Raw genomic sequence first — 22,185 nt, forward strand, 5'->3', positions numbered from 1 at the left:
TCACCTCACTCGACCCGAATCGTTGAATTCGTTTCTACCGGTATCGTATCTCCAAATAATCTTCCAATTCCCGGTGTCATAAATGTATGGGGATAGGACAGAGTAACCGTCACATACTGTCCTGAATCTCTTGTGGAAGAGTCGGGTGTAATTCCAATTTGAAGAAGAGAAGAATCTTTTACTTGAACATAGTCCTTAGCAAATGCACGAATCTCCGTGTCATCTTTTCCAAGGCCTCCAAGTCTGACCGTTTCTTGAGTGGCAAGATGCAAGTGCATATACGTGTAAAATAGCTTTCCAAAATCAATAATGCCGATTACGAGCATAAGCAAAATGGGAAGAACAAGTGCCATTTCAACGAGAGATTGCCCTTTTTCATTGTTTCTCATAAGAGCACCTCTTTCATCAGTAGACAAACCATTGCACCACCCGCGATCGCAAGGCCATACGGATATGTTTGGGTCAAAGCCTCTTTTTCAATAAAAATAGGGAGTCTCATTCCAAATTTCCAGCATCCCATTGAATAAAGAATACCTTTTATCCTTGTAATCACTCCTTTTCTAAACAGCAAGATAAACAGAGCAATCACTCCACCGATCAAACCCATATAGATCGCCGTATAAAAAACAAATAAAGAACCTTTTAAAGCCCCTATTAATGCAAGCAATTTTACATCTCCCGCACCCATGCCGCCCAAGAGATAAGGAATAAGTAGCAGGCCTAGACCAAGCAAAAATCCTTTGAACGAGAAAAAAAGACCGGACCATCCAGATGCGATCATATGAGATAAAACGCCTATTAAAAGAGCAGGAAAAATGACCTTGTTATAGATTTTGCGGCTCTTTACATCCGTAATGACACATATGAATAAAACTGTTATTAAAATGGCATCAAACCACATTTGTATCACCCTCTATTAAAGAAAGTTCTTTCAATTCATCTTATCCTGCTTATAAACTTCGTTTAAAAAAGGCCTTACGTTAATGAACGTAAGGCCTTAATGTTGCCTTTTATTAAGGAGTTGTAGTTCCACCAGACTCACGGTTGGTTACCATGTCTTTTGCATCTGTAAACATTTCCACGATTTCTGTACGTAACAGTGCAAGTGCTCCAACTGCCGCAACTGCAATCAAACCTAAAACTAAACCATACTCTGTCATACCTTGTCCTTGCTCTTCTTTAATAAGACCCATTAACTTGTTTTTCATCGTGAATTCCTCCTATATATATGTTTTGAATGTCGATTAAAAGTTTGTGTCCCACTTTTGTCTGGCTTTTGGCGATCGTTCCAGACGGTAGCTCAATGACAGATTCAGCTTGCATGTACAATTTTCCGATCCTTTTAGGGGGTAGGCTTTCGTCAATCGCAACAATTCGCTTTTCACTGTCTAAATACAGTACATCAATCGCATAGTTCATAAAAAAAGTGTGAACTGAGCTGCAAGGTTTAATGTGTATGGCACACTCGTATGCAAGTTCTTTTGAAAACATAAGCCCTTTTAATCTTTTGAAAAAACTGTACGCCGGAATAACCTTTCGAGCGATGATTTTGCCCGTTTCTAGGTTAAGCAGCAAGTGGCACCCACCTCCATTTAATAAAATTTTACTTATTTACCGAAAAATGGGGTTTATAGACAAATAAAAAACACCCCGGGTTTCTTTCGGTAACTGGCTGGCATCATGTACGATCCAATGTCGTACACCTTAGCCCCTGTAGTTTTGCGTCACTGGCTTTCACCAGTTTTGCCTTTATCGAGATTCAGCGTGCTTTGTTGAAATGTAGCAAGATATGTCGGTGAATCTGACTTATAACTAAATTCTATCTTATGACCTACCCATAAAAAATCAGCCATGCTACTTATTTTTATCTTGCAAGTTTCACAGTTAATTTAGTAATAAAAACATATTAAACTTTTATTTATATAGGTCTAACGATTGAATTATTAACTGATTAACTCTACCCTTATCATTCAAATATCCTTTAAAACAGCTTAAAATTACTAAATATTCAGATAATTAATATAGGTAAATATATCTAATCGGCATTTTTTCCTATTCACTTACCTCGCTCACAACTTTTGACCTACATCCGCATTCGAAATGTTCCAGTTTTTTTAAAAAAAGTGAGTAGATTTTACAGGAATAACCGTCTAATTTAACGAATACTAATATCTTGTTCTTTTATAGAGAGAAAAGGGGGCATTACCATGAATGTAGAATCAAAACTAAAAAAGAAAAAGAATCCCTCGAATCATAAAGCTTTGATTCTTCCACTTGCAGTTGTTTTTCTTTTGATTGGACTAGTCGTCTGGAATAACATCCGCCAGGAGACTCAACTTCCAAACAAGGATTGGAGCCGCTCGATGAGCATCGAAACGGAGTCGATCAGCTCTGAACCCATTGCTTACAAGGAAGGGAATCAGTACCACGTCTATACTCATGTTGAAGAGGGTATACAGTCTATGATATTAGACAAAAATCTTCAGGTCGTTTCAGAAAAAACGGAAAAGCTGCCGATCGATGAAAGATCGAACTTCTGGACGAACGGTAAGCAGTTTGCTTTTATTTCGAACGGAGATCTAATTCTTTATGAAGGGGGTAAAGAGGTCGTTCTAGATACAGGTGTTGAATTCCTTGCAGACACAAAAGAACGCTTTGCCTACTCCAAAGGAAATGAAGTGTACGTTTTTGATCCAAACAGCAGAAGTACCAGCTTAGTTTTTACGGCTAAAGAAAAGCTTGCAGAACTATCCGGTCATGCTGGGTCAAATTCATTTTTGGCTGCTGTTGGTGAAAAAGTTGAAATGGAGGCTTTTTTCATACAAGAAAAAGGCGGAACGTATAACGCATCGTCCATTCTTAAATACAGCAAAACATCGACTGATAAAATGTATAATTTCCGATTTGCTGAAGCAGATGAACACATTCACTTTATGTATACCTTATATTCATCCAAACAGGGAACAAAATCTTTTAAGACGTACTATAGTTCTGCACCTTTTAGTACTTTAAAGGATTTGTCTTTCAAAAGTATTAAATATACAGATATGCAGGCAGGATACGATATAGAGAATCCTACATATCAACAGATTAATATTGAAGATAATAAGCCTGTAATCCTCTTTTCAGCTAAAGGGGCAATCTCTAATAAAAAGGAAGCTGGAAATATATATAAAGCCACTTTAAATGGGGATGTGTGGGAATCAACTCGCATTAGCACAACAGGAAATTTTGCTATTTACCCCATAAAAGCGGATGATCAAACTGTATTTTGGCTTAAAGCAGAATCTATTAAAGATTATCAGGTTTTTGCAGCCAGCCAAGATCCTCGTGTCATGAAAGCTAGTCAGTCGATTGGAAAACAAGATATATACAATGCGATGTATGATGCACTAACTTCCTCCATCGTATCTCTGATCGCTATGACAAACGCGTTCATATGGGTAGTACCCCCAATATTGTTTTTAGGAGTTCTGTATTTTGTAAGAATTGATATGATCGAAGAAGAAAGACCATGGGTAAAATGGATGTCTATTCTGCTTTTTATTCTCACACAGCTCTATGTTATCCAGTCGTTGTTTAATAATCGATTCTATACAATCGCACCAGATTATCTCACATTTTCGGGAAGCTCACTTATTATTCCTTTGCTCGTAACAGCCATTGCTCTATATGTAACACAGGTTGTAAAGAATAAAGAATGGGGTCTTTTTGTCCAAATTTCTTATTTTATCGGAATCACAGTCTTGTTCCAATTGTTCGCAGTAGGAACATACGTGTATTAATTGAAGAAAAAGCGGAGGTTGCTCACTCCGCTTTTTTTCATAGCTACAAATTCATTTTCTAATCCGATAATTCCACGTTATTTTCGATTTATCCAACGTTAATCTCATTAATCCCACGTTATTTTCGATTTATCCAACGTTATTTAATAAATATCCGATTTCCGACAAAGATCGACAATACCACACCCCAACATTTAACCCTTATTCTCTAATCGCTTATAAAGGGCCTGTGTTCCGCTTTCTTCTTCTCCCATTTCAGCCAATTCGTCATACAATTTTTTTGCTAAAGCTAATCCTGGTGTTAAGAGGCCCATTTCTTCAGCTGAATGTAGCGCAATCGTCATATCTTTAATAAAATGCTTTACGTAAAAACCCGGTGCAAAGTCGCCTTTTAACATTCTAGGCGCAAGGTTGCTTAAAGACCAGCTCCCTGCTGCTCCTGTCTCAATACTCTTTAAAACCGTTGCTGGATCAAGCCCTGCTTTTTCAGCATACAGAATCGCTTCACAAACACCAATCATCCCTGATGCTATGGCGATTTGGTTGCACATTTTTGTATGTTGGCCTGAGCCGGCATGGCCTTGATAGACAACATTCGTTCCCATCTTTAAAAAGATAGGTTCTACTTCTTCGAATGCTTTTTTCTCTCCTCCAACCATGATCGAAAGCTTGGCATCTCTTGCTCCAATATCGCCTCCTGAAACAGGGGCATCTAATGCAGAGATGTTCTTTTCCGAACTAGCTTTTGCGATCCTTTGAGCCAGTTGAGGACTAGACGTTGTCATATCGATCAGGTATGATCCTTCTTTTGCATGACGAATCAGACCATCTTCGCCTAAGTACAGGTGTTCAACATCTTTCGGATAACCGACCATCGTAATGATTACATCACATTTTTGTGCGATCTCAGCAGGTGTATTCGCCCATTCAGCACCTTGCTTTAATAAGGTATCTGCTTTTTTCTTTGTTCTTGTGTACACATGGACAGGATAGCCTGCATTTATTAAATGGCCAGCCATGCTTCTTCCCATCACACCTGTTCCGATAAACCCGATCGTGTTCAAATATCCTCACTCCTTTTTTCTTCATTATAACGAAAAAAGAAAAAATCACCGCACATTATGCGATGACCTCTCCTTGTAGAATTCGTTCAATTTTAAGTTCAGCTTGATCATAATCCATGTTTAAGTGCATCAGCATCGTCATAACATCGTCTTTCGAGTACTTTTTCAATAAATAGAACATGTTTGGCTTTCTTTTTTTTAATAAGGTCATGATCTCAATAGTAGGTAAAGTTCTTCCAAGTGGTTTAATTCGTAAAAAGGTTCTGATGTAATTTGTAAATACTGGAATGGATTCTACTACATCTGGATGCGTGTCTAATAGGTCATAAAATTTCAACAATGATTCAATCAGTTCCTTGTTTTTCTCCACGTACGGCTTCTCTTCCTTTCTTTCATCATTTATATTCTTGTATTAAAAGTTCGACTGTTTATCTTTCCAATTAACTTATCGGCTTTTTTTGACGAAGTTCTACAACTTTTTTTATGAAGAAAAAACCCACCTGCACTAGGTGGATTCTAATTGATGCTGATTAATTTTTCTATAATAGATGAAGATTGCTATACAGACTAGAAACGTATAAAACACAAACACATTTCGATAGATGACAGACAGCTCAAACATATGCTGTCCTTCAATCAATAATCCTGCGATGGCTACACCAATGGCTCCACCAAAGAATTGAATGAGCTGAAGCATGCCCATGCCCGAACCGACTTCATCTTTTTTCAGGATTCGAGAGTTTTCATTTGCAAGACTGGATGTTAAACTTGAAAACCCTATACTAGTAAACATATAGAAAATCGCTGTCATGTAAAAGGCTTTAGTTGCGAACAACGAGAATAAAACCGTTGATAACAAGAGAGACAAAAGACCCGCACGCATCACAGGCAGATTGCCGAATTTATCGATCCAGCGTCCGACATATATGGCTGCAAACGCTGAAAGCATAGCACCCGGAAAGATAATAAAACCGATTACTGCCGGTTCCTTTTGAAATAAATTTGCGAGCATTACCGGCATTACGAACAGCAAGGCAAAATGAGTCATAAACCCAATAAGACCAACAACTAAAATCGAAACATATCGACCATTTTTAAACAGATCCACGCGAATAAACGGGTTATCTTTTTTCTTTGAATAGAGATAAAGAACAGCGAAGAATAAGATGCTTAATCCAAGCAAGAAGAACGAAAAGGAAGAAAGATACAGCAACAATGATGTTACTCCCCCACCTGTTAACAATGCACCGATCAAATCAAAAGAACCTGCCTGCCTCTTTTCTACAGGTAAATAAACTTTAAAGACTGGCAAAAGCAATAAGACTAGTCCTGTCACGATAAATAGGAAATTCCATCCGAAAAGCTGCGTGATTCCTCCCCCAATAACCGGTCCTAAACCAAAACCTAGGGAAGCGGCTGAAGATATAAATGACATGGCGCGTCCTCGGCGAGAAATCGGAATATAACGAGTGGCGAGCACCATACCCAGTCCTGGAACAGCACCTGCTCCCATGGCTTGAACGATCCTGCTTATTAATACAAAGGCAAAGCTGTTCGCAAAATACCCTATGATTGATGAGATACCCAAAATAATAAGTCCAGTAAAAAGCAATCTTCCTATAGGTATAAAATCAGATAATCTGCTGAATGTAATCGTAGATAAGGCAAACACGATGGAATAGCCCGATACGATCCAGGAGCCTGCTGTAGGACTTAAATCAAACTGTGCAATGACACTCGGTAGAGCTACATTAAACATGGTCGTATTCATGACGACAAGCCATACCGTCAAACTCCATAATGGAATGATCCGATTTTCCTGAATACCTCCAAGACTTTCTTCACGATCAGCCATTCTGTTCACCTCTTTCTTTAAACAATATTCCCATATTACCATGGTACTAAATGACCTTGCTTGTAATTTGCTCACTTAATATATATGGGACTTTTGAAACATTTACTTTTTCGACAAAAGGCCTAAATGACTGTTTTTACCATATAATCAAGGATTTTCTATCACTTTGCAGAATTATACCCTTACTTTGAAATTAAGGGGTGTACGATTGGATGAAACGTTTTTTACGCAAGTCTTCTAGTATCACATTAGCATGTACTTTTCTTTTTTCTGCATTTTCTGGGGCTTCAGCTGCACCAAATGAGCAAACACCAGAACTTGCACCGCTTTATGGAAAATATAATTTAAGTTCTTCTCATGCTACAAAAGTTATCGTTGAAATAAAAGAGCCATCTGTTCTAGAAGCAAAAAAGAAGGGACAGAAACAAACCAAAACAAACCTTAAAACAAAAAGGGACGCTGTCATTAAAGAGATTGCAGCCCGAACAAATAAATATGAAGTAAACAATGAGTATGATCATGTGTTCTCAGGTTTTTCATTGGAGCTTCCAGCTAACGAAATTCCTGATCTTCTAGCGGTTCCCGGGGTAAAAGCCGTTTATCCTGATGTGGCCTTTCATGTAACTGGGGAAGATACGGGAGAGCTTTCCTTTGATGAAGTGAGTCCACAGATGATGAATTCAGCACCTTTTATTGGAGCAAATAAAGCATGGGAATCCGGTTACACGGGTGAAGGAGTAACCGTTGCTGTAATTGATACAGGGGTTGACTATACCCATCCAGACCTCGACCAAGCTTTTGGCAGCTACAAAGGCTATGATTTTGTCGATAACGATAATGATCCACAAGAAACGCCTAAAGGAGATTCAAGAGGTGCGGAAACCACACACGGCACGCACGTTGCAGGGACAGTGGCAGCGGATGGCGGTATTAAAGGAGTGGCACCAGATGCTACGTTATTAGCCTATCGCGTTCTTGGACCTGGCGGCAGCGGAACAACTGAAAACGTTATTGCAGGAATAGAGCGAGCTGTTGAAGATGGCGCGGATGTGATGAACCTATCATTAGGAAACTCATTAAACAATCCTGACTGGGCAACAAGCATAGCCCTTGATCAAGCGATGTCTGACGGTGTGGTAGCTGTCACATCTAACGGAAACAGCGGCCCAAAGAACTGGACGGTCGGCTCACCTGGAACATCAAGAGAGGCGATTTCAGTAGGAGCTACACAACTGCCGTTCAACCTATTCACTTCAACCTTAAAAAGCGGTAACACAAGTTTTGGCACAGCAAAAGTAATGGGCTTTCCTTCAGATGAAGCCATTCTTGCTCTGAATGGTCAAACACTGCCGATCGTCTATGTTGGTTTGGCTGCACCTTCTGATTTTGTCGGAAAAGATTTGCAAGGAAAAATTGCTTTAGTAGAAAGAGGTGCCTATGCATTTGTTGATAAAGCAACGAATGCAAAAAATGCTGGAGCAGTCGGAATGGTCATCTACAATAATGCTTCTGGCGAAATCCCTGTAAATGTGCCTGGCATGGCTGTACCAACTATTAAACTATCACGTGAACAAGGATTAGAATTAAAAGGAATATTAGCTCAAAAGCCTGATACAACCGTTACTTTTGGTACAGCATTCGATAAAACAGTTGGTGAAACGATGGCAGACTTCTCTTCTCGCGGTCCTGTTATGGATACATGGATGATTAAGCCAGACGTTTCAGCTCCTGGTGTAAACATTGTTAGTACGGTACCAACACATGACCCGGCTAACCCGCACGGATATGGTGCAAAACAAGGAACGAGTATGGCGTCTCCACACGTTGCAGGTGCAGCAGCATTAATTTTGCAAGCACATCCTGCTTACGGTGTTGACGATGTGAAAGCAGCGTTAATGAATACAGCTGTAAACTTGTTCGATGCAACCGGAATTCAATATCCGCATAACACACAAGGTGCAGGAAGTATTCGAGTGGTTGATGCCATTGATGCAGAAACACTTGTCACTCCTGGAAGCCATTCTTTCGGTACATTTGAAAAGCTAAAAGGAAAAGAAAAGGAAGCTCAGAAATTTACGATTAAAAACTTGAGCAACAAGACGAAGAAATACACGTTCGAAGTAGATCTGGAAGGCGTGAAAGTAACTACAAGCAAGAACTTAAATATCCCAGCTAACAAAAGTAAAGATGTTAATTTTAGAATTAAAGTTGAAGCTTCTAAGATGACACCAGGTTATCATGAGGGGACGATCCGAATTAGTGATGGAAGCAACGTAATCGAGGTTCCGACGATTTTATTCGTTCAAGAACCAGACTTCCCTTCAATCACACACTTTAGTGCAACAGCTCTTGGCAATAACGCATTTACGTTATCAGCATATCTGCCTGCTGAAGCAGAAAAAGTTGAGCTCATTTTATTTAACGCTAACTTATCTCAATCAATAGGTACGATAGGCACTTACGAGAATGTTCCAAAAGAATTCAATGACTTCCATTGGGACGGAAAGCTTTTAGGTGAACCGGTTCCTGCTGGAAACTATCGAGTAGTTGCCTTTGCATACAGAGGAGCGAAACAAGACTACAAATATACAGATGTTATCACTCTTCAATAAAAACAAAAAATCCCTTACCGCGTTTATGGTAAGGGATTTTTTTATGAAACGGGTTCAGGACATGGCACGCCGTCTATAACCTCAAATTGCTTCATATCTTCGACGACGGTTAAGAAAACATCCACTACATCTTCATCAAACTGCGTGCCGCTTCCTCTTTCCAGTTCGGCTACGGCCTCTTCTATGGTCAGCGGAACTTTACGGTAAGGTCTAACTGACACCATGGAATGAAAAGCATCTGCTACCGCAATAATTCTCGCGCCAAGCGGGATTTCCTCCAGTTTTAATTGTGAAGGATACCCTTTTCCATCTGGGCGTTCATGGTGATAGAGAACATAAGGCAGAATCTCATTAAATTCCTCAACACCTGATAAAATATTAAAGCCCAGCTCTGGGTGATTCTTCATCATCTCATATTCTTCTTCCGTCAGCTTGCCTTCTTTATGTAAAATCGTATCTGGTATACCAACCTTCCCGACGTCGTGCAAAAGACCTGCGACAGATATTCTTTTTACCTCTTCTTCGTCTAACCCCATCGTGCTCGCAATGGCCGATGCATATTTAGACACCATCTCTGAATGACTGTGCGTATAGGAATCTTTTACTTCTACCGTTCTGGCAAGAGAGACTATCGCATTTAAGTGCCATTTTGTATGAAGCTGCTTACGGTTGTAATCATTCTCTTTATAATGATTGAGCTCATTTGCTGAGACTACTAGATTCTTGCCGTTCGTTTTTGCAACATACATGGCCCGGTCTGCCAAGTACACTAGCTTTTCTTCATCTGCATCTTTCGGAAAGACTGCTAACCCGATCGAAATCGTAATCGGTGTAAGCAAGCTATGGCTGCCATATACTGCAACCATCTGCCTGATTTCTTCCGCGATCTTTACGCCTTCCGCTTGTCCGCAATCAGGCAGGATAACAACAAATTCTTCTCCGCCATATCGGCACACTAAATCGCTTTTACGCACATTTTCTTTCAGGATATTGGCAATCTTTTTTAAAACGGAATCTCCATATACATGTCCTTCATTGTCATTGAGCATTTTGAAGTTGTCGACATCACAGAATAGAAGGGTCATCTCACCTTCAGATTCACGGGTCTTTTTCATCTCTTTCGTGAGCATCCGTTTAAAATGAGCATTGTTGTATACACCCGTAAGCGGATCCGTAATGCTTAAAAGATACCTTTTTTCCAATTGATGGACCATGTCATTGAATGAACGTGCCACTTCATTAATTTCCTGACTGGCATTGAGCTTAATGTTCTGATAAGGTTCTTCCCGCTGTACACTTAACGCCGCTTTCCTTAAACGCAATAATGGACTGACTAGAAGTTTTCGGATAAAAAGCCACAAAACACTTATAAGCAATAGGGCGACACTCAGTCCTACAATGATCGATTTTTGAATTTGCTTTGTTACAACAGCAAGTTCAGAGGAAGTATCAAGTCTTAACTCAATAGCTCCAATGGAATTACCATCCTCGATGAGTGGTGCCACAAGCCTGACTTCCTTACTTGTACTATTTTCTTCATAGGCAATAAGCGTTTTACCTTCAAGGATGGAAGGACTAAAGTCAGAAGATGATGGTTTCCCAATTAAATCTCGATTCGTAGATGCAAAAATTTCATCTTGTAAGGAACTCTTCATATGCAGTGTAAGTTCTTGTACTTTTGGTTCTCGATGCTTTACATAATCGAACATAAGCTGAACTTCTTCTATGGAATGTGATTCCTCATAACTGCCGTTTATCGTAGTGGTTATACCTTGCAGCTGGCTGACATAGGTTTGTCTTACTGCTTCTTTTAAACTATATGTATCGTAAGCAATTACAGAAGAGATGGTCAGCACTATAACAAAAGTAAACATCATGATTATTTTAGATGGTAAACTTAATCGCTGAAACATGTTTTCACCCTGATTCTGTATGATCTACTGGACTGTAAACGTTAACGTTTCGGTTACATCATAAGGCGTATGATCATTATTATGTAAGGAAATTTTTACTTTGTGATCACCTTTTGTTAAGTTCTCAATACGTACGGGTGAGGATGTAACACCTTGTTTCTCTCCGTTATCCACGTACATGTGAATATGACCTTCCCCCGTTTTTTTCTTTTTTCCGTACATATCTTTCGAGATTTTCATCGACGTATCTACATAAACAAGCGCAGAATTCCCATTTACCGTTACTTCTGCTTTCAAGGTAGGCTTTTGGGATTGATCTTCCTTGTTGGCACTATCCACTTCTTTAAACGTGTTCTCCTGGTTACTGCATGATGCTAAAAGCAAACAAACAATCAATGGTATGATGGTTAGGAATGATTTCATTGATGTGTCCCCTTCTTTACATGATATTTTGTTTTGAATTGCTATAATCACTGTACAAAAATTTTCCGAATTTTGTAGTTTCTTGTCAATTATATATGAAATTAATAGTTCCGTGTTAGGTTAATAAAACAATTGGAGGGTTTTTTATGAAGATATTTATGTTAGGAGCTTCCGGAAGAGTGGGAAGCCAAATGACAGAATTTGCACAAAAAGCAGGAATGTCGGTACATGCACTCATTCGTCAGCCTGAAAAAATACCATCCTATCTTTTGAACCACATGACGTATACAGAAGGAGATGTTTTACAAGGAAAGACAGTAGAAGAAGGGATGAAGGGCTGCGGAATTGTCGTGAGTGCTCTTTCTACGGACGGGGGAAATACGCTCTCAGAAAGTATGCCGATTGTAATAGACGCGATGAAAAAAGAAGGTATCTCTAGAATCATTACGATAGGAACAGCAGGAATCTTACAAAGCCGGACAGAGCCTCATTTGCTGCGTTACCAGTCTTCAGAGTCGAAGCGAAAATTAACGAGAGCAGCCGAAGACCATCATAAAGCATACACACGATTAAAAGAGAGCGGCTTGGAATGGACGATTGTTTGTCCGACCTACCTACCTGATGGGGATGCTACAGGTGTTTACCGCGTAGAAAAGGATCTTTTGCCTGAAGATGGCAACAAGATAAGTACTGGAGACACGGCGCATTTTGCTTTTTCTCTTATAAAAAAGGCACGTTTCTCTCAATGTCGAGTAGGCATCGCCTATTAAGAAGTTGGCGGCATTGCCTGTAAAAGAAACACACCCAATGCAATAAAGCCGACTCCCACTAAGAAAAGGAATGCTTTAATAAGCCATTTTGGAAAAAAGCGGACAAACCCATCAATAAAAACAATGAAAATCCGTTCAACGATCGCACCAAAAAAGGTCTCAGAAATCCCTCCGCCACCACCATTATAAGTCGTTCCAAAGTGTTTCTTATGTTCATATTCCACTTTATTGTAACGAATGCCATAAACGATGACCGCTACACCAAACCCGCACAGCAAGACCGAGAATATCCAAAACCAGCTCATCTCATTTTTCCTCTCCATACAGAAAAGGCTTTTGCTGTAGATACGCAGCAAAAGTCCTTCTGTTTATTAGGCATAATAAGGGGAGATCATCAGATAGACGATAACACCCGTTATGCTGACATACAGCCATAATGGCATCGTCCATCGTGCAATTTTTCTATGCTTTTCTACCTGCATATTCAGCCCGCGTGTAACGGTAATAAGCGCAAGAGGAACGATAACGATCGCAAGAAGAATATGAGAGATCAAGATAAAGAAGTAAACATACTTTAGCGGCCCTTCGCCGCCATATGAAGTCGATTCCGTTAAATAATGGTACGTTACATACGACAATAGAAAGAGAGTCGTGCTGGAAAAGGCTGCATAAATAAAACGTTTATGCACCACAATATTTTTTTGTTTAACGAAATAAAGAGCTGCTAATAGAAACACAAAGGTAAAACTATTAAAGATTGCATTCAGACGTGGAAGCAAGGTGACATCAAAAGCGATCTCCCCTTCATATTCCGGCAAGAAAAACAACACAGCCACAAGAACATTGATGGCAATTGATAATCCAATAATAATTGGTGTATAGTTACGCTGCTTCGTTTCAGCCATTCTTTAAGACCCCTTTTCAAATGTGTGAGTAAAATCAACTATATCTCTTTTTATATTACCACTCTGCACCCTATTCACAAACCAAATGGCAGCTGAAATCAGCATTCCCTATACAAGTGTCAATAATTCTTCAAAAAAAGAGTGTTTTTAGTGCTTTCTCTCAGTAAGAATTCCAAATCCTTGAAGTATCATTAAAAAACTAACTTGCACACCTGAAGAGGAAGCAACAAAAAACCGGCACTGAGGCCGGTTTTCCTTATTTCTTATGCTTTTATAAACTGGTTCTCATCAATGGTTGCAATAAATCTTTCTACTTCACCCACAACGGACGCGACACAGCCTTTCTCAAACGGTGAGACCAAACCCGCTTCTTCTACTAATTTCGTAAATGGCAGGCTGCCTCCCTTTTGACAAAGAGCAAAATAATCTTCCCATGCCTGTTCGCGGTTTTCTACTGATCGCTTCCAGAACTGAAGGGCACAGATTTGAGCAAGGGTATAATCAATATAGTAGAAAGGTGAGCGGAAAATATGACCCTGTCTATGCCAGAATCCTCCATTCTCTAAGTACTCTAATCCGTCATAGTCACGATGAGGTAAATACATTTTCTCCAGCTCGCTCCACTTCTCACGGCGCTCTCTAGGCGTCGCGTCTGGATGATCATAGACAAAGTGCTGAAACTCATCGACCGCAACACCATAAGGAATAAATTCTAGAGCCCCCGTTAAGTGCGAGTACAAATACTTTTCCGTATCCTTTTCAAACCATTTATCGATCCATGGGTATGTTAAGAATTCCATACTCATCGAGTGGATCTCACAAGCCTCAAGTGTCGGGAACTGGTATTCAGGAACTTCATATCCTCGGCTTGTATACATCTGGAAGGCGTGACCGATCTCATGCAGCAGCACGCGTACGTCATTCTCTGAACCAGTGAAGTTCGTAAAAATGAAAGGAGCTTGATAATCCTGAAGGTACGTACAATACCCTCCAGGCGCTTTTCCTTTTTTGCTTTCAAGATCCATCAGTTCATCATCCGCCATATAAGTAAAGAATGCACCCGTCTCTTGTGACAAGCCTGAAAAGACTTGCTTTGCTTTTTCGACAATCCATTCGGCATCACCTTGTGGGACAGGGTTTCCTGTTGTAAAGCTGAAAGACTCATCATAGTATTTAAGCTCATTAAGTCCAATCCTCTTTTGCTGACTCTTCTTTAATTTTGTACAAAGAGGAACAATGATTTCTTTTACTTGCTGACGGAATACCTTTACATCCTGAGCATTATAATCTGTTCTTCCCATACGGTCATAAGCAAGTTCTGTAAATTGGTTATACCCTAACTTTTTAGCGATACGTGTACGCAATTTTACTAAATCATCATAAATCGCATCAAATTTCTCTTCGTTCGCTTTTAAAAATGCATTGCTCGCCTGATAAGCAGCCTGACGCGTATCACGATCAGATGATTGGATATAAGGAGCTAACTGAGCAAGATTGAGCTCTTTGCCGTCAAACTCGATTTTCGCTGAAGCCATTACTTTCACATATTCAGAGCTTAATTTATTCTCTTGTTTCAAGTCCTCAAGAACATCTTCAGAGTACGTTTTCACCTTTAACTCTGCAAGGCGGAACAACTGGCTGCCCCACTTTTTTTCTAACTCATCCTTGTATGGAGACTGTACGAGCGCCTCGTGAAACGCCGTAACCATCCCTTGGTATACAGGTAGATTTTCATCCATAAATGCCTGTTCATCTTTATAAAAAACATCTTCCGTATTAATCGTGTGGCGGATCTTCGCTAATCTTGCCTTCGATTCAAATCCGTTTCTTAAATCCACAACTTTCTTCATAGCTTCGTTTTGCTGATCGGCAGATGAAGCCTCACGGAAAATCTGTACAGCTTTTTCAAATGCTGTCTTCAGCTCGGTCACGTTCGGTCTTTCATATGTAAATTCACTAAATTTCATATAAAATGCCCCCTAACAATTTTCTGTATTACCCTTTCTACAAACAGCTCCTTTTTTCCTGTAAACTTCTCTTCACTTTCGGTAGAATAAAGACTAAGAGAGCTTAAGGCAGGCGAAAAGCATGAAAGAGTATCAACATGACCCTTTTAAAGGTACATTCGGAAGTTTAGAAAACCTGGCGGATAAGATTAGTGATGTTCTATCTTGTCCTGTAACCATTGAAGACCAGAATCATCGTCTCCTTGCTTACAGTACACACGAAGACAGCACAGATCCTGCACGGGTTGCTACCATCATCGGACGGCGCGTTCCCGAAAAAGTAGTGAACAGTCTTTGGAAAGATGGCGTCATTCCCCGTTTACAAGAAAGTGATGACCCTGTTCGGGTTAGTTCTATACAAAAAGTAGGACTCGGTGACCGTGTTGCTGTTTCAATCAGAAAAAACAGCGAGGTGCTCGGGTATATTTGGGTTCTCGAGGTCGAAAAAAAATTAAATCAAGACGATATGAAGCTTCTCAAACTTGCTGCTGTCTCTGCTAAAAGCCAGCTGCTTCAAAGACAGATTGGAACGAAAAAAAAGGAAGAAAACCGGCAGGAGCTTTTTTGGAAGATGCTTACGGGCAACCTGCCACAAGAAGAACGTATTTTAGAAAAATTACATGAGCTCAACATACTCCCCGTCTTGCCTGCTGCAGTTTTTATCCTTCAGCTGCAAGAGGAAGTCACACCAGCCGTTGAAAAAGATATTTTATATATCGCTGCCGTTCATCAGAAGATTAATGTACTTTTATCAGCAGCTGACAGCAACCAAATGTTGTTACTTGCTTCTCCTGTCGGAAAAGAACCACCTTTAGAACTCCCAAAATCGTTTGTTGATTCATTTTTTACTCATATGAAAGAACGTTTTTCCGTATCAGAAGTAAAAGCGGCATACGGAAGTCTTGTTTCTTCCTTTACACAAGTTGAAAAAAGTTATAAGGAAGCAATGAATGTATTAGCTGTTCAAGAAAAGCTTGGCGGGGAAACATTATCATTAAACGGATATCATGAACTCGGCATCTACCAATTTTTAGATATCATTTATGAAAAACAACAAAGACAGAGCTACCAGAATGAAATGCTAAGAACCTTGCAGGAATATGACCGTCTTCATAAAACAGAGCTCTACCACACGTTAGAGACGTATTTGACATTAGATGAAAACTTAAACAAAGCTTCAGATGTCCTTCATATTCACATGAACACACTGTTATACCGATTGAAACGAATCGGCGAGATTACCAATATTGATTTGAAAAGTCCGCACCAGAAGATCATGATCTACCTTGATTTTAAAATCAATCGATTATTTTAGAAGAAGCGTTTGTGAATTATCACAAATGCTTTTTTTCATTTTCTAGCATCCTAACAATGAAAAGCGCTTCTTTCCCTTTTATACTAAAATCACAATTGAAAACGCACTCAATGTATTTTTATATAGGAGGATTCACAAATGATTATTGGAGTACCAGCAGAAATTAAGAACAATGAAAACCGTGTTGCGATAACGCCATCAGGTGTCATGACATTAACAGCAGCAGGTCACACTGTATTAGTAGAAAGCCATGCAGGTGTTGGCAGCGGATTTACGAATGAAGATTATGCAGCAGCAGGTGCAAAAATATTAGAAGATGCAAAAGATATTTGGGCAGCAGAAATGGTGATGAAGGTAAAAGAACCGTTAGCTTCTGAGTACAACTATTTTCGCCAAGGATTGATTCTGTTTACATACCTTCACTTGGCAGCTGAGCCCGCGTTGGCAAAAGCACTTACGGATAGCGGCGTTACAGCGATTGCCTATGAAACGGTTGAATTTAACCGCACGCTTCCTCTATTAACACCTATGAGTGAAGTAGCAGGACGTATGTCTGCTCAAATTGGGGCACAGTTCCTTGAGAAGCCAAAAGGCGGTAAAGGCATTCTGCTTGCAGGCGTTCCTGGTGTACGACGCGGAAAAGTTACGGTTATAGGCGGGGGAGTCGTAGGAACAAATGCTGCAAAAATTGCTGCAGGACTTGGAGCTGATGTTACGATTATTGACTTAAGCCCAGACCGTCTTCGTCAATTGGACGATATTTTCGGAAACAGCATCCAAACCTTGATGTCTAACCCATTAAATATCGCTCAAGCTGTTGCTGAATCAGATCTTGTAATCGGCGCTGTACTTATTCCGGGAGCAAAAGCACCAAAGCTTGTAACAGAAGAAATGATTAAAGCCATGACACCTGGATCAGTCGTAGTTGATGTAGCGATCGACCAAGGCGGTATCTTTGAAACAGTTGACCGTATCACAACACATGATAACCCTACTTATGAAAAGCACGGAGTTGTTCATTATGCTGTAGCTAACATGCCTGGTGCCGTACCTCGTACGTCTACAATCGCACTTACGAATGTGACTGTTCCTTACGCGCTTCAAATCGCGAACAAAGGAGCACAACAAGCGATCACGGATAACCCATCACTAAGAGCTGGGTTAAACACGGCTGGCGGTTATGTAACTTATGAAGCTGTAGCACGTGATCTTGGGTTTGAATACCTTTCTGTAGAAGAAGCATTAGAAAAAACGGTTCAAACCGTGTAGTAAGAACTGAGCACTAACCTCCCTTTTGTAAAAGGGGAGGTTTTTTGTTTGTAACAGAAAATTAATAACCCGATAACACGCCCTTAATATTATGCACATATAATTATTGGCGGTAGACCACTAAACCAAATAAAGCATTTTAGGAGGTTATTATGTTATTTTCTAAAAAGATTCTAACAGTAGCTATGGCATCAACACTTGCCGTAAGCAGCTTAGCTATAAATCATGTATCAGCCGATAACGAAGACGATAATGAAATTCGCAATGTCATCTTTTTAATTGGTGATGGTATGGGTAACTCTTATACAACGGCATACCGTGCCATGAAGGACGATAAGAACACTCCGATGATGGAAGAAACAAAATTCGATAAGTATTTAGTTGGTATGCAATCCACTTATTCTTGGGATACAGAAGAAAGCATTACAGACTCTGCAGCAGCTGCAACTTCCATGTCTGCTGGAATCAAAACATACAACGGGGCAATTGCTGTTGATATGGAGAAAAAAGATGTTAAAACTGTTTTAGAACAAGCAAAAGAAAATGGGAAATCCACTGGACTCGTAGCAACGTCACAAATTAACCATGCTACTCCAGCAGCTTTTGGTTCACATGATGAATCACGTGAAAACTATAACGCTATTGCTAACGATTATTACGATGACCTAATCAATGGAAAACACAAAGTAGACGTATTGTTAGGTGGCGGGACAAGCTACTTTGTTCGTAAAGATCGAGATATTACAAAAGAATTCCAAAAAGATGGTTACTCTTATGTAACGACTCGCGACCAAATGCTTAAAGATAAAAATGAACAAATTCTAGGACTGTTCGCACCTAAAGGATTGGAAAAGAAGATTGATCGTCCTGCTGAACAACCTTCATTAAAAGAAATGACGAATACTGCACTTGATCGATTAAACCAAAACAAAAATGGTTTTTTCTTAATGGTTGAAGGAAGCCAAATTGACTGGGCTGGCCATGACAATGATGTCGTATCAGCAATGAGTGACATGGAAGATTTCGAACAAGCTTTCCAATCAGCTATCGATTTTGCCAAAAAAGACAAGCACACACTAGTAATTGCAACGGCTGACCACTCAACAGGTGGTATGGCAATGGGACGCGATGGAGTTTATAAATGGGACCCAACAGCCATTAAAGCAGCTAAGAAAACACCAGACTTTATGGCTAAAAAGATTGCAGCAGGCGCTCCTGTAGAAGAAACGTTAAAGAACAACATTGACTTAGAACTAACAGCCGAAGAAATCCAATCCGTTAAAGACGCAAAAGAAAAAAGCGGAAAAGTATTAGATATCGATAACGCGATTGAAAAGATTTTCGACCTGCGTACTGGTACTGGCTGGACTACTGATGGTCATACTGGCGAAGATGTAACAGTTTACGCATATGGTCCTGGCATGGAGAAATTTGCAGGTAAGATCGACAATACAGATACTGCTAAAGAAATTTTCGCTATCTTGAAAAGAAGCAAGTCAGCAATCAACGATTAAACATTAAATAAAATTGAATAGGGCAATCTATATAAAAAAAGCATCCCGTTTTTTCCTCGGGATGCTTATCTTTTAGGAGGTGCTTCCATGCTTTTTAAAGGATGGATCATTCTTGGGTTAACTGCAGCCCTTGTTACGGGTTGTTCTACAGATTCTTCAGATAACAAAGAAAAAAAACAAACACAACAAGAAGAGCCGAATGAATCCGCAAAAAACGAAGAAGTTAAAGGATTTGATGACAGCCCTCAGGCTCCAGATGATTCCGATTTAACGGAAAAGAATAAAACATTTGAGGATGCTGACGGGATTATAACATTAAAACAAATTGCACAAGTAAATGAAGAAAAACAAACAGGACCTCTATCGCTAAAAATAGCAGATGTTAAGGTTCTACATTACAAGCCGTCTGTTGACTTAATTGACTTTTTCCATGGATTCACACACCACGAGGTTGAATTTCCTTACGTAAGAGTCAATGTCGTATTAAAAAACACAAGCAAAGAAACCGTTCATTTCGCTCCTGTTTCTGAATTAAAAACGAACCAAGGGGAAACCGTTACTTGGGAGGAAGACTTTTATTTAGAAAACTTAAATGGTGATCTGAAGCCAGGGGAAGAAAAAGTAGGAAGCTTAGGTTTTATTATTGATGAGACAGACCCTGAGAAATTGAAGGAAATCACGCTTAAATCAAGTGAAGTTATCGATAGCAAGAAAAAGAAGATTGCCGATTCACTTTCGTTTAAGATAGAATTTTAATTAGCTGTACTGCTTTTAAACATCCCATCAGGGGTGTTTTTATTTCCCGGGAAATTTTTGTCGAATGGTTGGATAAAGTTTATTTTATGGTTTCTTAAATCTCATCATATGATTATTATCTACCGAACTGGATTATTCACCTAACATGACGTATAATGGGAAACTATGTGTTTCGCGGTTCGAAAACTCCCGCGTTATCAAAACTAGGAGGAATTGTTTATTATGTTTAATTTTTATTTCGGAATAGGTTTTGCACTCGTTAATTTTATTCTTTTCTTGATGTGCTATAAGTGGTTTGGCAAGGCAGGGTTGTTCGCATGGATTGCCGCGGCAACGATTTTAGCCAATCTGCAAGTTGTAAAAACAATTGAGATGTTCGGGCTAGTAATGACGCTTGGAAATGTCATTTACGGTACGATTTATTTAGCAACAGACCTGATAAATGAAAAGTACGGGGAAAAAGAGGCGAAAAAAGGGGTATGGTTCGGCTTTTTTACGTTAATGATGACGACGATTATTATGCAGATGGTTCTTGTTTTCGAACCCCATGAAAGTGATTTTGCCAATCCTCATCTCGAGGCACTATTTGGCTTATTGCCACGGTTAGCAATAGGCAGTTTAACCGCGTACTTGGTCAGTCAGTATCTTGACGTAAAGCTATTCGGGGAAATCAAGAAACGATTTTCAAGACCTGATCAATTATGGATTCGCAACAATGGAAGTACGATGGTTAGCCAGCTAATCGATACGCTCATCTTTTGTACAATAGCATTTGCCGGAGTTTTCTCATGGGACGTGTGGTTGCAAATTTTCTTTACGACCTATGTGATTAAGTTTGTCGTATCTGCTGCGTCTACACCATTCATATATATTGCAAGAGGTTTCAATCATCCTGAAGATACTCCAAAACCAGGCGTTTAAACACGCCTGGTTTTTTCTATCACTTTTATGTAGCTTCCTTTTAATGCTCTTGCTTCAGCTTTTTTATTCACTTCACGAATCTTGCTTGAAATATTAGAAGCAGCTATTACATTTCCTTCAAAAATAACAGATGGATCAATTAATCTCGGTTTCCCTTTTAAATGAATATGAAAATCTTGATCATTTTCTTCAAGTTTTACTTGTGAAATGATGTCTTCAATATAGTTTTCCAACTCAGGTAAATTAGCTCTTCTAATTTTTTCCAGAACTTCTTCATCCTGTAGCATGAAATCTTCCTTAGAAATTACTCCCGCTTGCAATGCTTTTTTTAGCAGCGTGATTAATTTATCGTACCCGTATACATTTAGAGGGTCCATGAAAAAGTCCTGCACTTCTCTGTAATAAGTGTGAACAAACCATTCTGCGTGATGTATATCCTTTATACAAATCACATTATCTACTACGCGAAGGCTTGGCAAAAAAGCATCTACCTCACCTTTTGTTATGTATTGATACCGGTACAGATCTCTCAGTGTATAATCAATTCTATCTGCACAAAGAAGCGGCAATGGCTGTTCTAATAGAGAAAATTGCCCATTAAGTATAGATTCCAGAGAATATCCGTACTTCTGTAAAATAGAAGGAATTTTGGAATTCACAAGTGTTTCTTCAAAAATTTCTTCATGAAAGTCCTCAGATTCATTACCTAATACAAAGTCAATAACATGAGAAAACGCAGTATGAGAAACATCATGCAATAGTCCTGCGATCTGTTCTTCCACTGAACCGCCAAGTCTCTGAATCAAACACATAACCCCTATAGAATGCTCATAGCGGGTTACGTTCCAATCAGCTCTAACCAAATAGGACGCTCCCCCTTGATGAATACCCTTTAACCGCTGAACAGGTGTTGATTGAATAAGTTCATTGATCACTGGCTCCGGCCCATAAATTTCATCTTCTAGCACGTTTCGACACCCTCTTCCTTACCAACTATCTTAACATAGGAGAAATGTTATTCACGGTCTCTTTACACAAGACAATTATGTTAATTTTTCTACTGAATAAGACCTTTTT

21 protein-coding genes and 1 riboswitch are annotated in these 22,185 nt (G+C 39.5%); of the genes, 8 read left to right on the forward strand and 13 right to left on the reverse strand.

The window, feature by feature from the left end:
• Positions 1-5 precede the first annotated feature (5 nt).
• The 4 genes from KUV80_RS12330 to KUV80_RS12345 form a co-directional block, all read right to left on the reverse strand.
• On the reverse strand, positions 6-389 hold the full coding sequence (locus tag KUV80_RS12330; protein ID WP_222463000.1) for a TadE/TadG family type IV pilus assembly protein: 384 nt from the start codon (positions 387-389) through the stop codon (positions 6-8).
• Positions 386-901, reverse strand: a complete 516-nt coding sequence (locus tag KUV80_RS12335; protein ID WP_222463001.1) for an A24 family peptidase — start codon at positions 899-901, stop codon at positions 386-388. Before KUV80_RS12335 ends, KUV80_RS12330 begins: the two co-directional genes overlap by 4 nt.
• Before the next feature lie 112 nt (positions 902-1,013).
• The gene (locus tag KUV80_RS12340; RefSeq protein ID WP_222463002.1) at positions 1,014-1,208 is read right to left on the reverse strand and encodes a Flp family type IVb pilin; all 195 of its coding nucleotides are present in this window, start codon (positions 1,206-1,208) and stop codon (positions 1,014-1,016) included.
• On the reverse strand, positions 1,180-1,575 hold the full coding sequence (locus KUV80_RS12345; RefSeq protein WP_246625173.1) for a DUF192 domain-containing protein: 396 nt from the start codon (positions 1,573-1,575) through the stop codon (positions 1,180-1,182). Before KUV80_RS12345 ends, KUV80_RS12340 begins: the two co-directional genes overlap by 29 nt.
• A gap of 85 nt (positions 1,576-1,660) precedes the next feature.
• Positions 1,661-1,758: riboswitch (cyclic di-GMP riboswitch) on the reverse strand.
• Between the two features lie 449 nt (positions 1,759-2,207).
• On the opposite strand from KUV80_RS12345, the gene KUV80_RS12350 reads away from it, so the two are divergent.
• Positions 2,208-3,785, forward strand: coding sequence for a hypothetical protein (locus tag KUV80_RS12350; RefSeq protein ID WP_222463003.1), 1,578 nt, complete (start codon positions 2,208-2,210; stop codon positions 3,783-3,785).
• A gap of 194 nt (positions 3,786-3,979) precedes the next feature.
• Here KUV80_RS12350 and KUV80_RS12355 read toward each other — a convergent pair whose 3' ends face one another.
• From KUV80_RS12355 to KUV80_RS12365, 3 genes are all read right to left on the reverse strand, one after another.
• Complete coding sequence (locus KUV80_RS12355; protein WP_222463004.1) at positions 3,980-4,849, reverse strand: NAD(P)-dependent oxidoreductase; 870 nt, start codon at positions 4,847-4,849, stop codon at positions 3,980-3,982.
• Positions 4,850-4,904: 55 nt separating this feature from the next.
• A complete protein-coding gene (locus KUV80_RS12360) occupies positions 4,905-5,219 on the reverse strand; it encodes a hypothetical protein (RefSeq protein WP_222463005.1) in 315 nt (104 codons plus the stop codon).
• A gap of 135 nt (positions 5,220-5,354) precedes the next feature.
• Positions 5,355-6,704 carry an MFS transporter gene (locus tag KUV80_RS12365; RefSeq protein ID WP_222463006.1) on the reverse strand — a complete coding sequence of 450 codons (1,350 nt, stop codon included), beginning with the start codon at positions 6,702-6,704 and terminating at the stop codon, positions 5,355-5,357.
• 212 nt (positions 6,705-6,916) lie between these two features.
• Between KUV80_RS12365 and KUV80_RS12370 the strand changes: the two genes are divergently transcribed.
• Positions 6,917-9,316, forward strand: coding sequence for a S8 family serine peptidase (locus KUV80_RS12370; protein ID WP_222463007.1), 2,400 nt, complete (start codon positions 6,917-6,919; stop codon positions 9,314-9,316).
• Positions 9,317-9,357: 41 nt separating this feature from the next.
• Here KUV80_RS12370 and KUV80_RS12375 read toward each other — a convergent pair whose 3' ends face one another.
• The gene (locus KUV80_RS12375) at positions 9,358-11,229 is read right to left on the reverse strand and encodes a diguanylate cyclase (protein ID WP_222463008.1); all 1,872 of its coding nucleotides are present in this window, start codon (positions 11,227-11,229) and stop codon (positions 9,358-9,360) included.
• 24 nt (positions 11,230-11,253) lie between these two features.
• Positions 11,254-11,652 carry a hypothetical protein gene (locus KUV80_RS12380; protein WP_222463009.1) on the reverse strand — a complete coding sequence of 133 codons (399 nt, stop codon included), beginning with the start codon at positions 11,650-11,652 and terminating at the stop codon, positions 11,254-11,256.
• A gap of 146 nt (positions 11,653-11,798) precedes the next feature.
• Between KUV80_RS12380 and KUV80_RS12385 the strand changes: the two genes are divergently transcribed.
• A complete protein-coding gene (locus KUV80_RS12385) occupies positions 11,799-12,422 on the forward strand; it encodes an NAD(P)-dependent oxidoreductase (protein WP_222463010.1) in 624 nt (207 codons plus the stop codon).
• Here KUV80_RS12385 and KUV80_RS12390 read toward each other — a convergent pair.
• The 3 genes from KUV80_RS12390 to KUV80_RS12400 all read right to left on the reverse strand — a co-directional run bounded on the left by KUV80_RS12390 (position 12,419) and on the right by KUV80_RS12400 (position 15,294).
• Positions 12,419-12,727, reverse strand: a complete 309-nt coding sequence (locus tag KUV80_RS12390) for a hypothetical protein (protein ID WP_222463011.1) — start codon at positions 12,725-12,727, stop codon at positions 12,419-12,421. The two genes, KUV80_RS12385 and KUV80_RS12390, sit on opposite strands and share 4 nt — an antisense overlap.
• Positions 12,728-12,793: 66 nt before the next feature.
• Complete coding sequence (locus KUV80_RS12395; RefSeq protein ID WP_222463012.1) at positions 12,794-13,327, reverse strand: DUF420 domain-containing protein; 534 nt, start codon at positions 13,325-13,327, stop codon at positions 12,794-12,796.
• Between the two features lie 263 nt (positions 13,328-13,590).
• Complete coding sequence (locus KUV80_RS12400) at positions 13,591-15,294, reverse strand: M3 family oligoendopeptidase (protein ID WP_222463013.1); 1,704 nt, start codon at positions 15,292-15,294, stop codon at positions 13,591-13,593.
• Positions 15,295-15,415: 121 nt separating this feature from the next.
• Between KUV80_RS12400 and KUV80_RS12405 the strand changes: the two genes are divergently transcribed.
• The 5 genes from KUV80_RS12405 (at position 15,416) to KUV80_RS12425 (ending at position 21,108) form a co-directional block, all read left to right on the forward strand.
• Positions 15,416-16,648, forward strand: a complete 1,233-nt coding sequence (locus KUV80_RS12405) for a PucR family transcriptional regulator (RefSeq protein WP_222463014.1) — start codon at positions 15,416-15,418, stop codon at positions 16,646-16,648.
• 138 nt (positions 16,649-16,786) lie between these two features.
• Positions 16,787-17,917, forward strand: a complete 1,131-nt coding sequence (gene ald / locus KUV80_RS12410; RefSeq protein WP_222463015.1) for an alanine dehydrogenase — start codon at positions 16,787-16,789, stop codon at positions 17,915-17,917.
• A gap of 152 nt (positions 17,918-18,069) precedes the next feature.
• Positions 18,070-19,431 (forward strand): alkaline phosphatase, encoded by a 1,362-nt coding sequence (locus KUV80_RS12415; protein ID WP_222463016.1) that lies wholly within the window; start codon positions 18,070-18,072, stop codon positions 19,429-19,431.
• A gap of 87 nt (positions 19,432-19,518) precedes the next feature.
• Entirely contained in the window at positions 19,519-20,187 is a 669-nt protein-coding gene (locus KUV80_RS12420) for a DUF4352 domain-containing protein (RefSeq protein ID WP_222463017.1), read from the forward strand.
• Positions 20,188-20,409: 222 nt separating this feature from the next.
• Entirely contained in the window at positions 20,410-21,108 is a 699-nt protein-coding gene (locus tag KUV80_RS12425; RefSeq protein WP_222463018.1) for a queuosine precursor transporter, read from the forward strand.
• Here KUV80_RS12425 and KUV80_RS12430 read toward each other — a convergent pair.
• On the reverse strand, positions 21,105-22,076 hold the full coding sequence (locus KUV80_RS12430; RefSeq protein WP_222463019.1) for an HD domain-containing protein: 972 nt from the start codon (positions 22,074-22,076) through the stop codon (positions 21,105-21,107). The two genes, KUV80_RS12425 and KUV80_RS12430, sit on opposite strands and share 4 nt — an antisense overlap.
• Positions 22,077-22,185 lie beyond the last annotated feature (109 nt).

Origin of the sequence: Fictibacillus nanhaiensis, from assembly GCF_019801215.1 — a bacterium.
Classification (GTDB): Bacteria; Bacillota; Bacilli; order Bacillales; family Fictibacillaceae; genus Fictibacillus; species Fictibacillus nanhaiensis_C.

Bases quoted from the DNA above. Each gene is read 5' to 3' on its own strand.
- KUV80_RS12330 (WP_222463000.1), bottom strand. From the start codon at position 389: ATGAGAAACAATGAAAAAGGGCAATCTCTCGTTGAAATGGCACTTGTT.
- KUV80_RS12335 (WP_222463001.1), bottom strand. From the start codon at position 901: ATGTGGTTTGATGCCATTTTAATAACAGTTTTATTCATATGTGTCATT.
- KUV80_RS12340 (WP_222463002.1), bottom strand. From the start codon at position 1,208: ATGAAAAACAAGTTAATGGGTCTTATTAAAGAAGAGCAAGGACAAGGT.
- KUV80_RS12350 (WP_222463003.1), top strand. From the start codon at position 2,208: ATGAATGTAGAATCAAAACTAAAAAAGAAAAAGAATCCCTCGAATCAT.
- KUV80_RS12365 (WP_222463006.1), bottom strand. From the start codon at position 6,704: ATGGCTGATCGTGAAGAAAGTCTTGGAGGTATTCAGGAAAATCGGATC.
- KUV80_RS12370 (WP_222463007.1), top strand. From the start codon at position 6,917: ATGAAACGTTTTTTACGCAAGTCTTCTAGTATCACATTAGCATGTACT.
- KUV80_RS12375 (WP_222463008.1), bottom strand. From the start codon at position 11,229: ATGTTTCAGCGATTAAGTTTACCATCTAAAATAATCATGATGTTTACT.
- KUV80_RS12380 (WP_222463009.1), bottom strand. From the start codon at position 11,652: ATGAAATCATTCCTAACCATCATACCATTGATTGTTTGTTTGCTTTTA.
- KUV80_RS12385 (WP_222463010.1), top strand. From the start codon at position 11,799: ATGAAGATATTTATGTTAGGAGCTTCCGGAAGAGTGGGAAGCCAAATG.
- KUV80_RS12390 (WP_222463011.1), bottom strand. From the start codon at position 12,727: ATGAGCTGGTTTTGGATATTCTCGGTCTTGCTGTGCGGGTTTGGTGTA.
- KUV80_RS12395 (WP_222463012.1), bottom strand. From the start codon at position 13,327: ATGGCTGAAACGAAGCAGCGTAACTATACACCAATTATTATTGGATTA.
- KUV80_RS12400 (WP_222463013.1), bottom strand. From the start codon at position 15,294: ATGAAATTTAGTGAATTTACATATGAAAGACCGAACGTGACCGAGCTG.
- KUV80_RS12405 (WP_222463014.1), top strand. From the start codon at position 15,416: ATGAAAGAGTATCAACATGACCCTTTTAAAGGTACATTCGGAAGTTTA.
- ald (WP_222463015.1), top strand. From the start codon at position 16,787: ATGATTATTGGAGTACCAGCAGAAATTAAGAACAATGAAAACCGTGTT.
- KUV80_RS12415 (WP_222463016.1), top strand. From the start codon at position 18,070: ATGTTATTTTCTAAAAAGATTCTAACAGTAGCTATGGCATCAACACTT.
- KUV80_RS12420 (WP_222463017.1), top strand. From the start codon at position 19,519: ATGCTTTTTAAAGGATGGATCATTCTTGGGTTAACTGCAGCCCTTGTT.
- KUV80_RS12425 (WP_222463018.1), top strand. From the start codon at position 20,410: ATGTTTAATTTTTATTTCGGAATAGGTTTTGCACTCGTTAATTTTATT.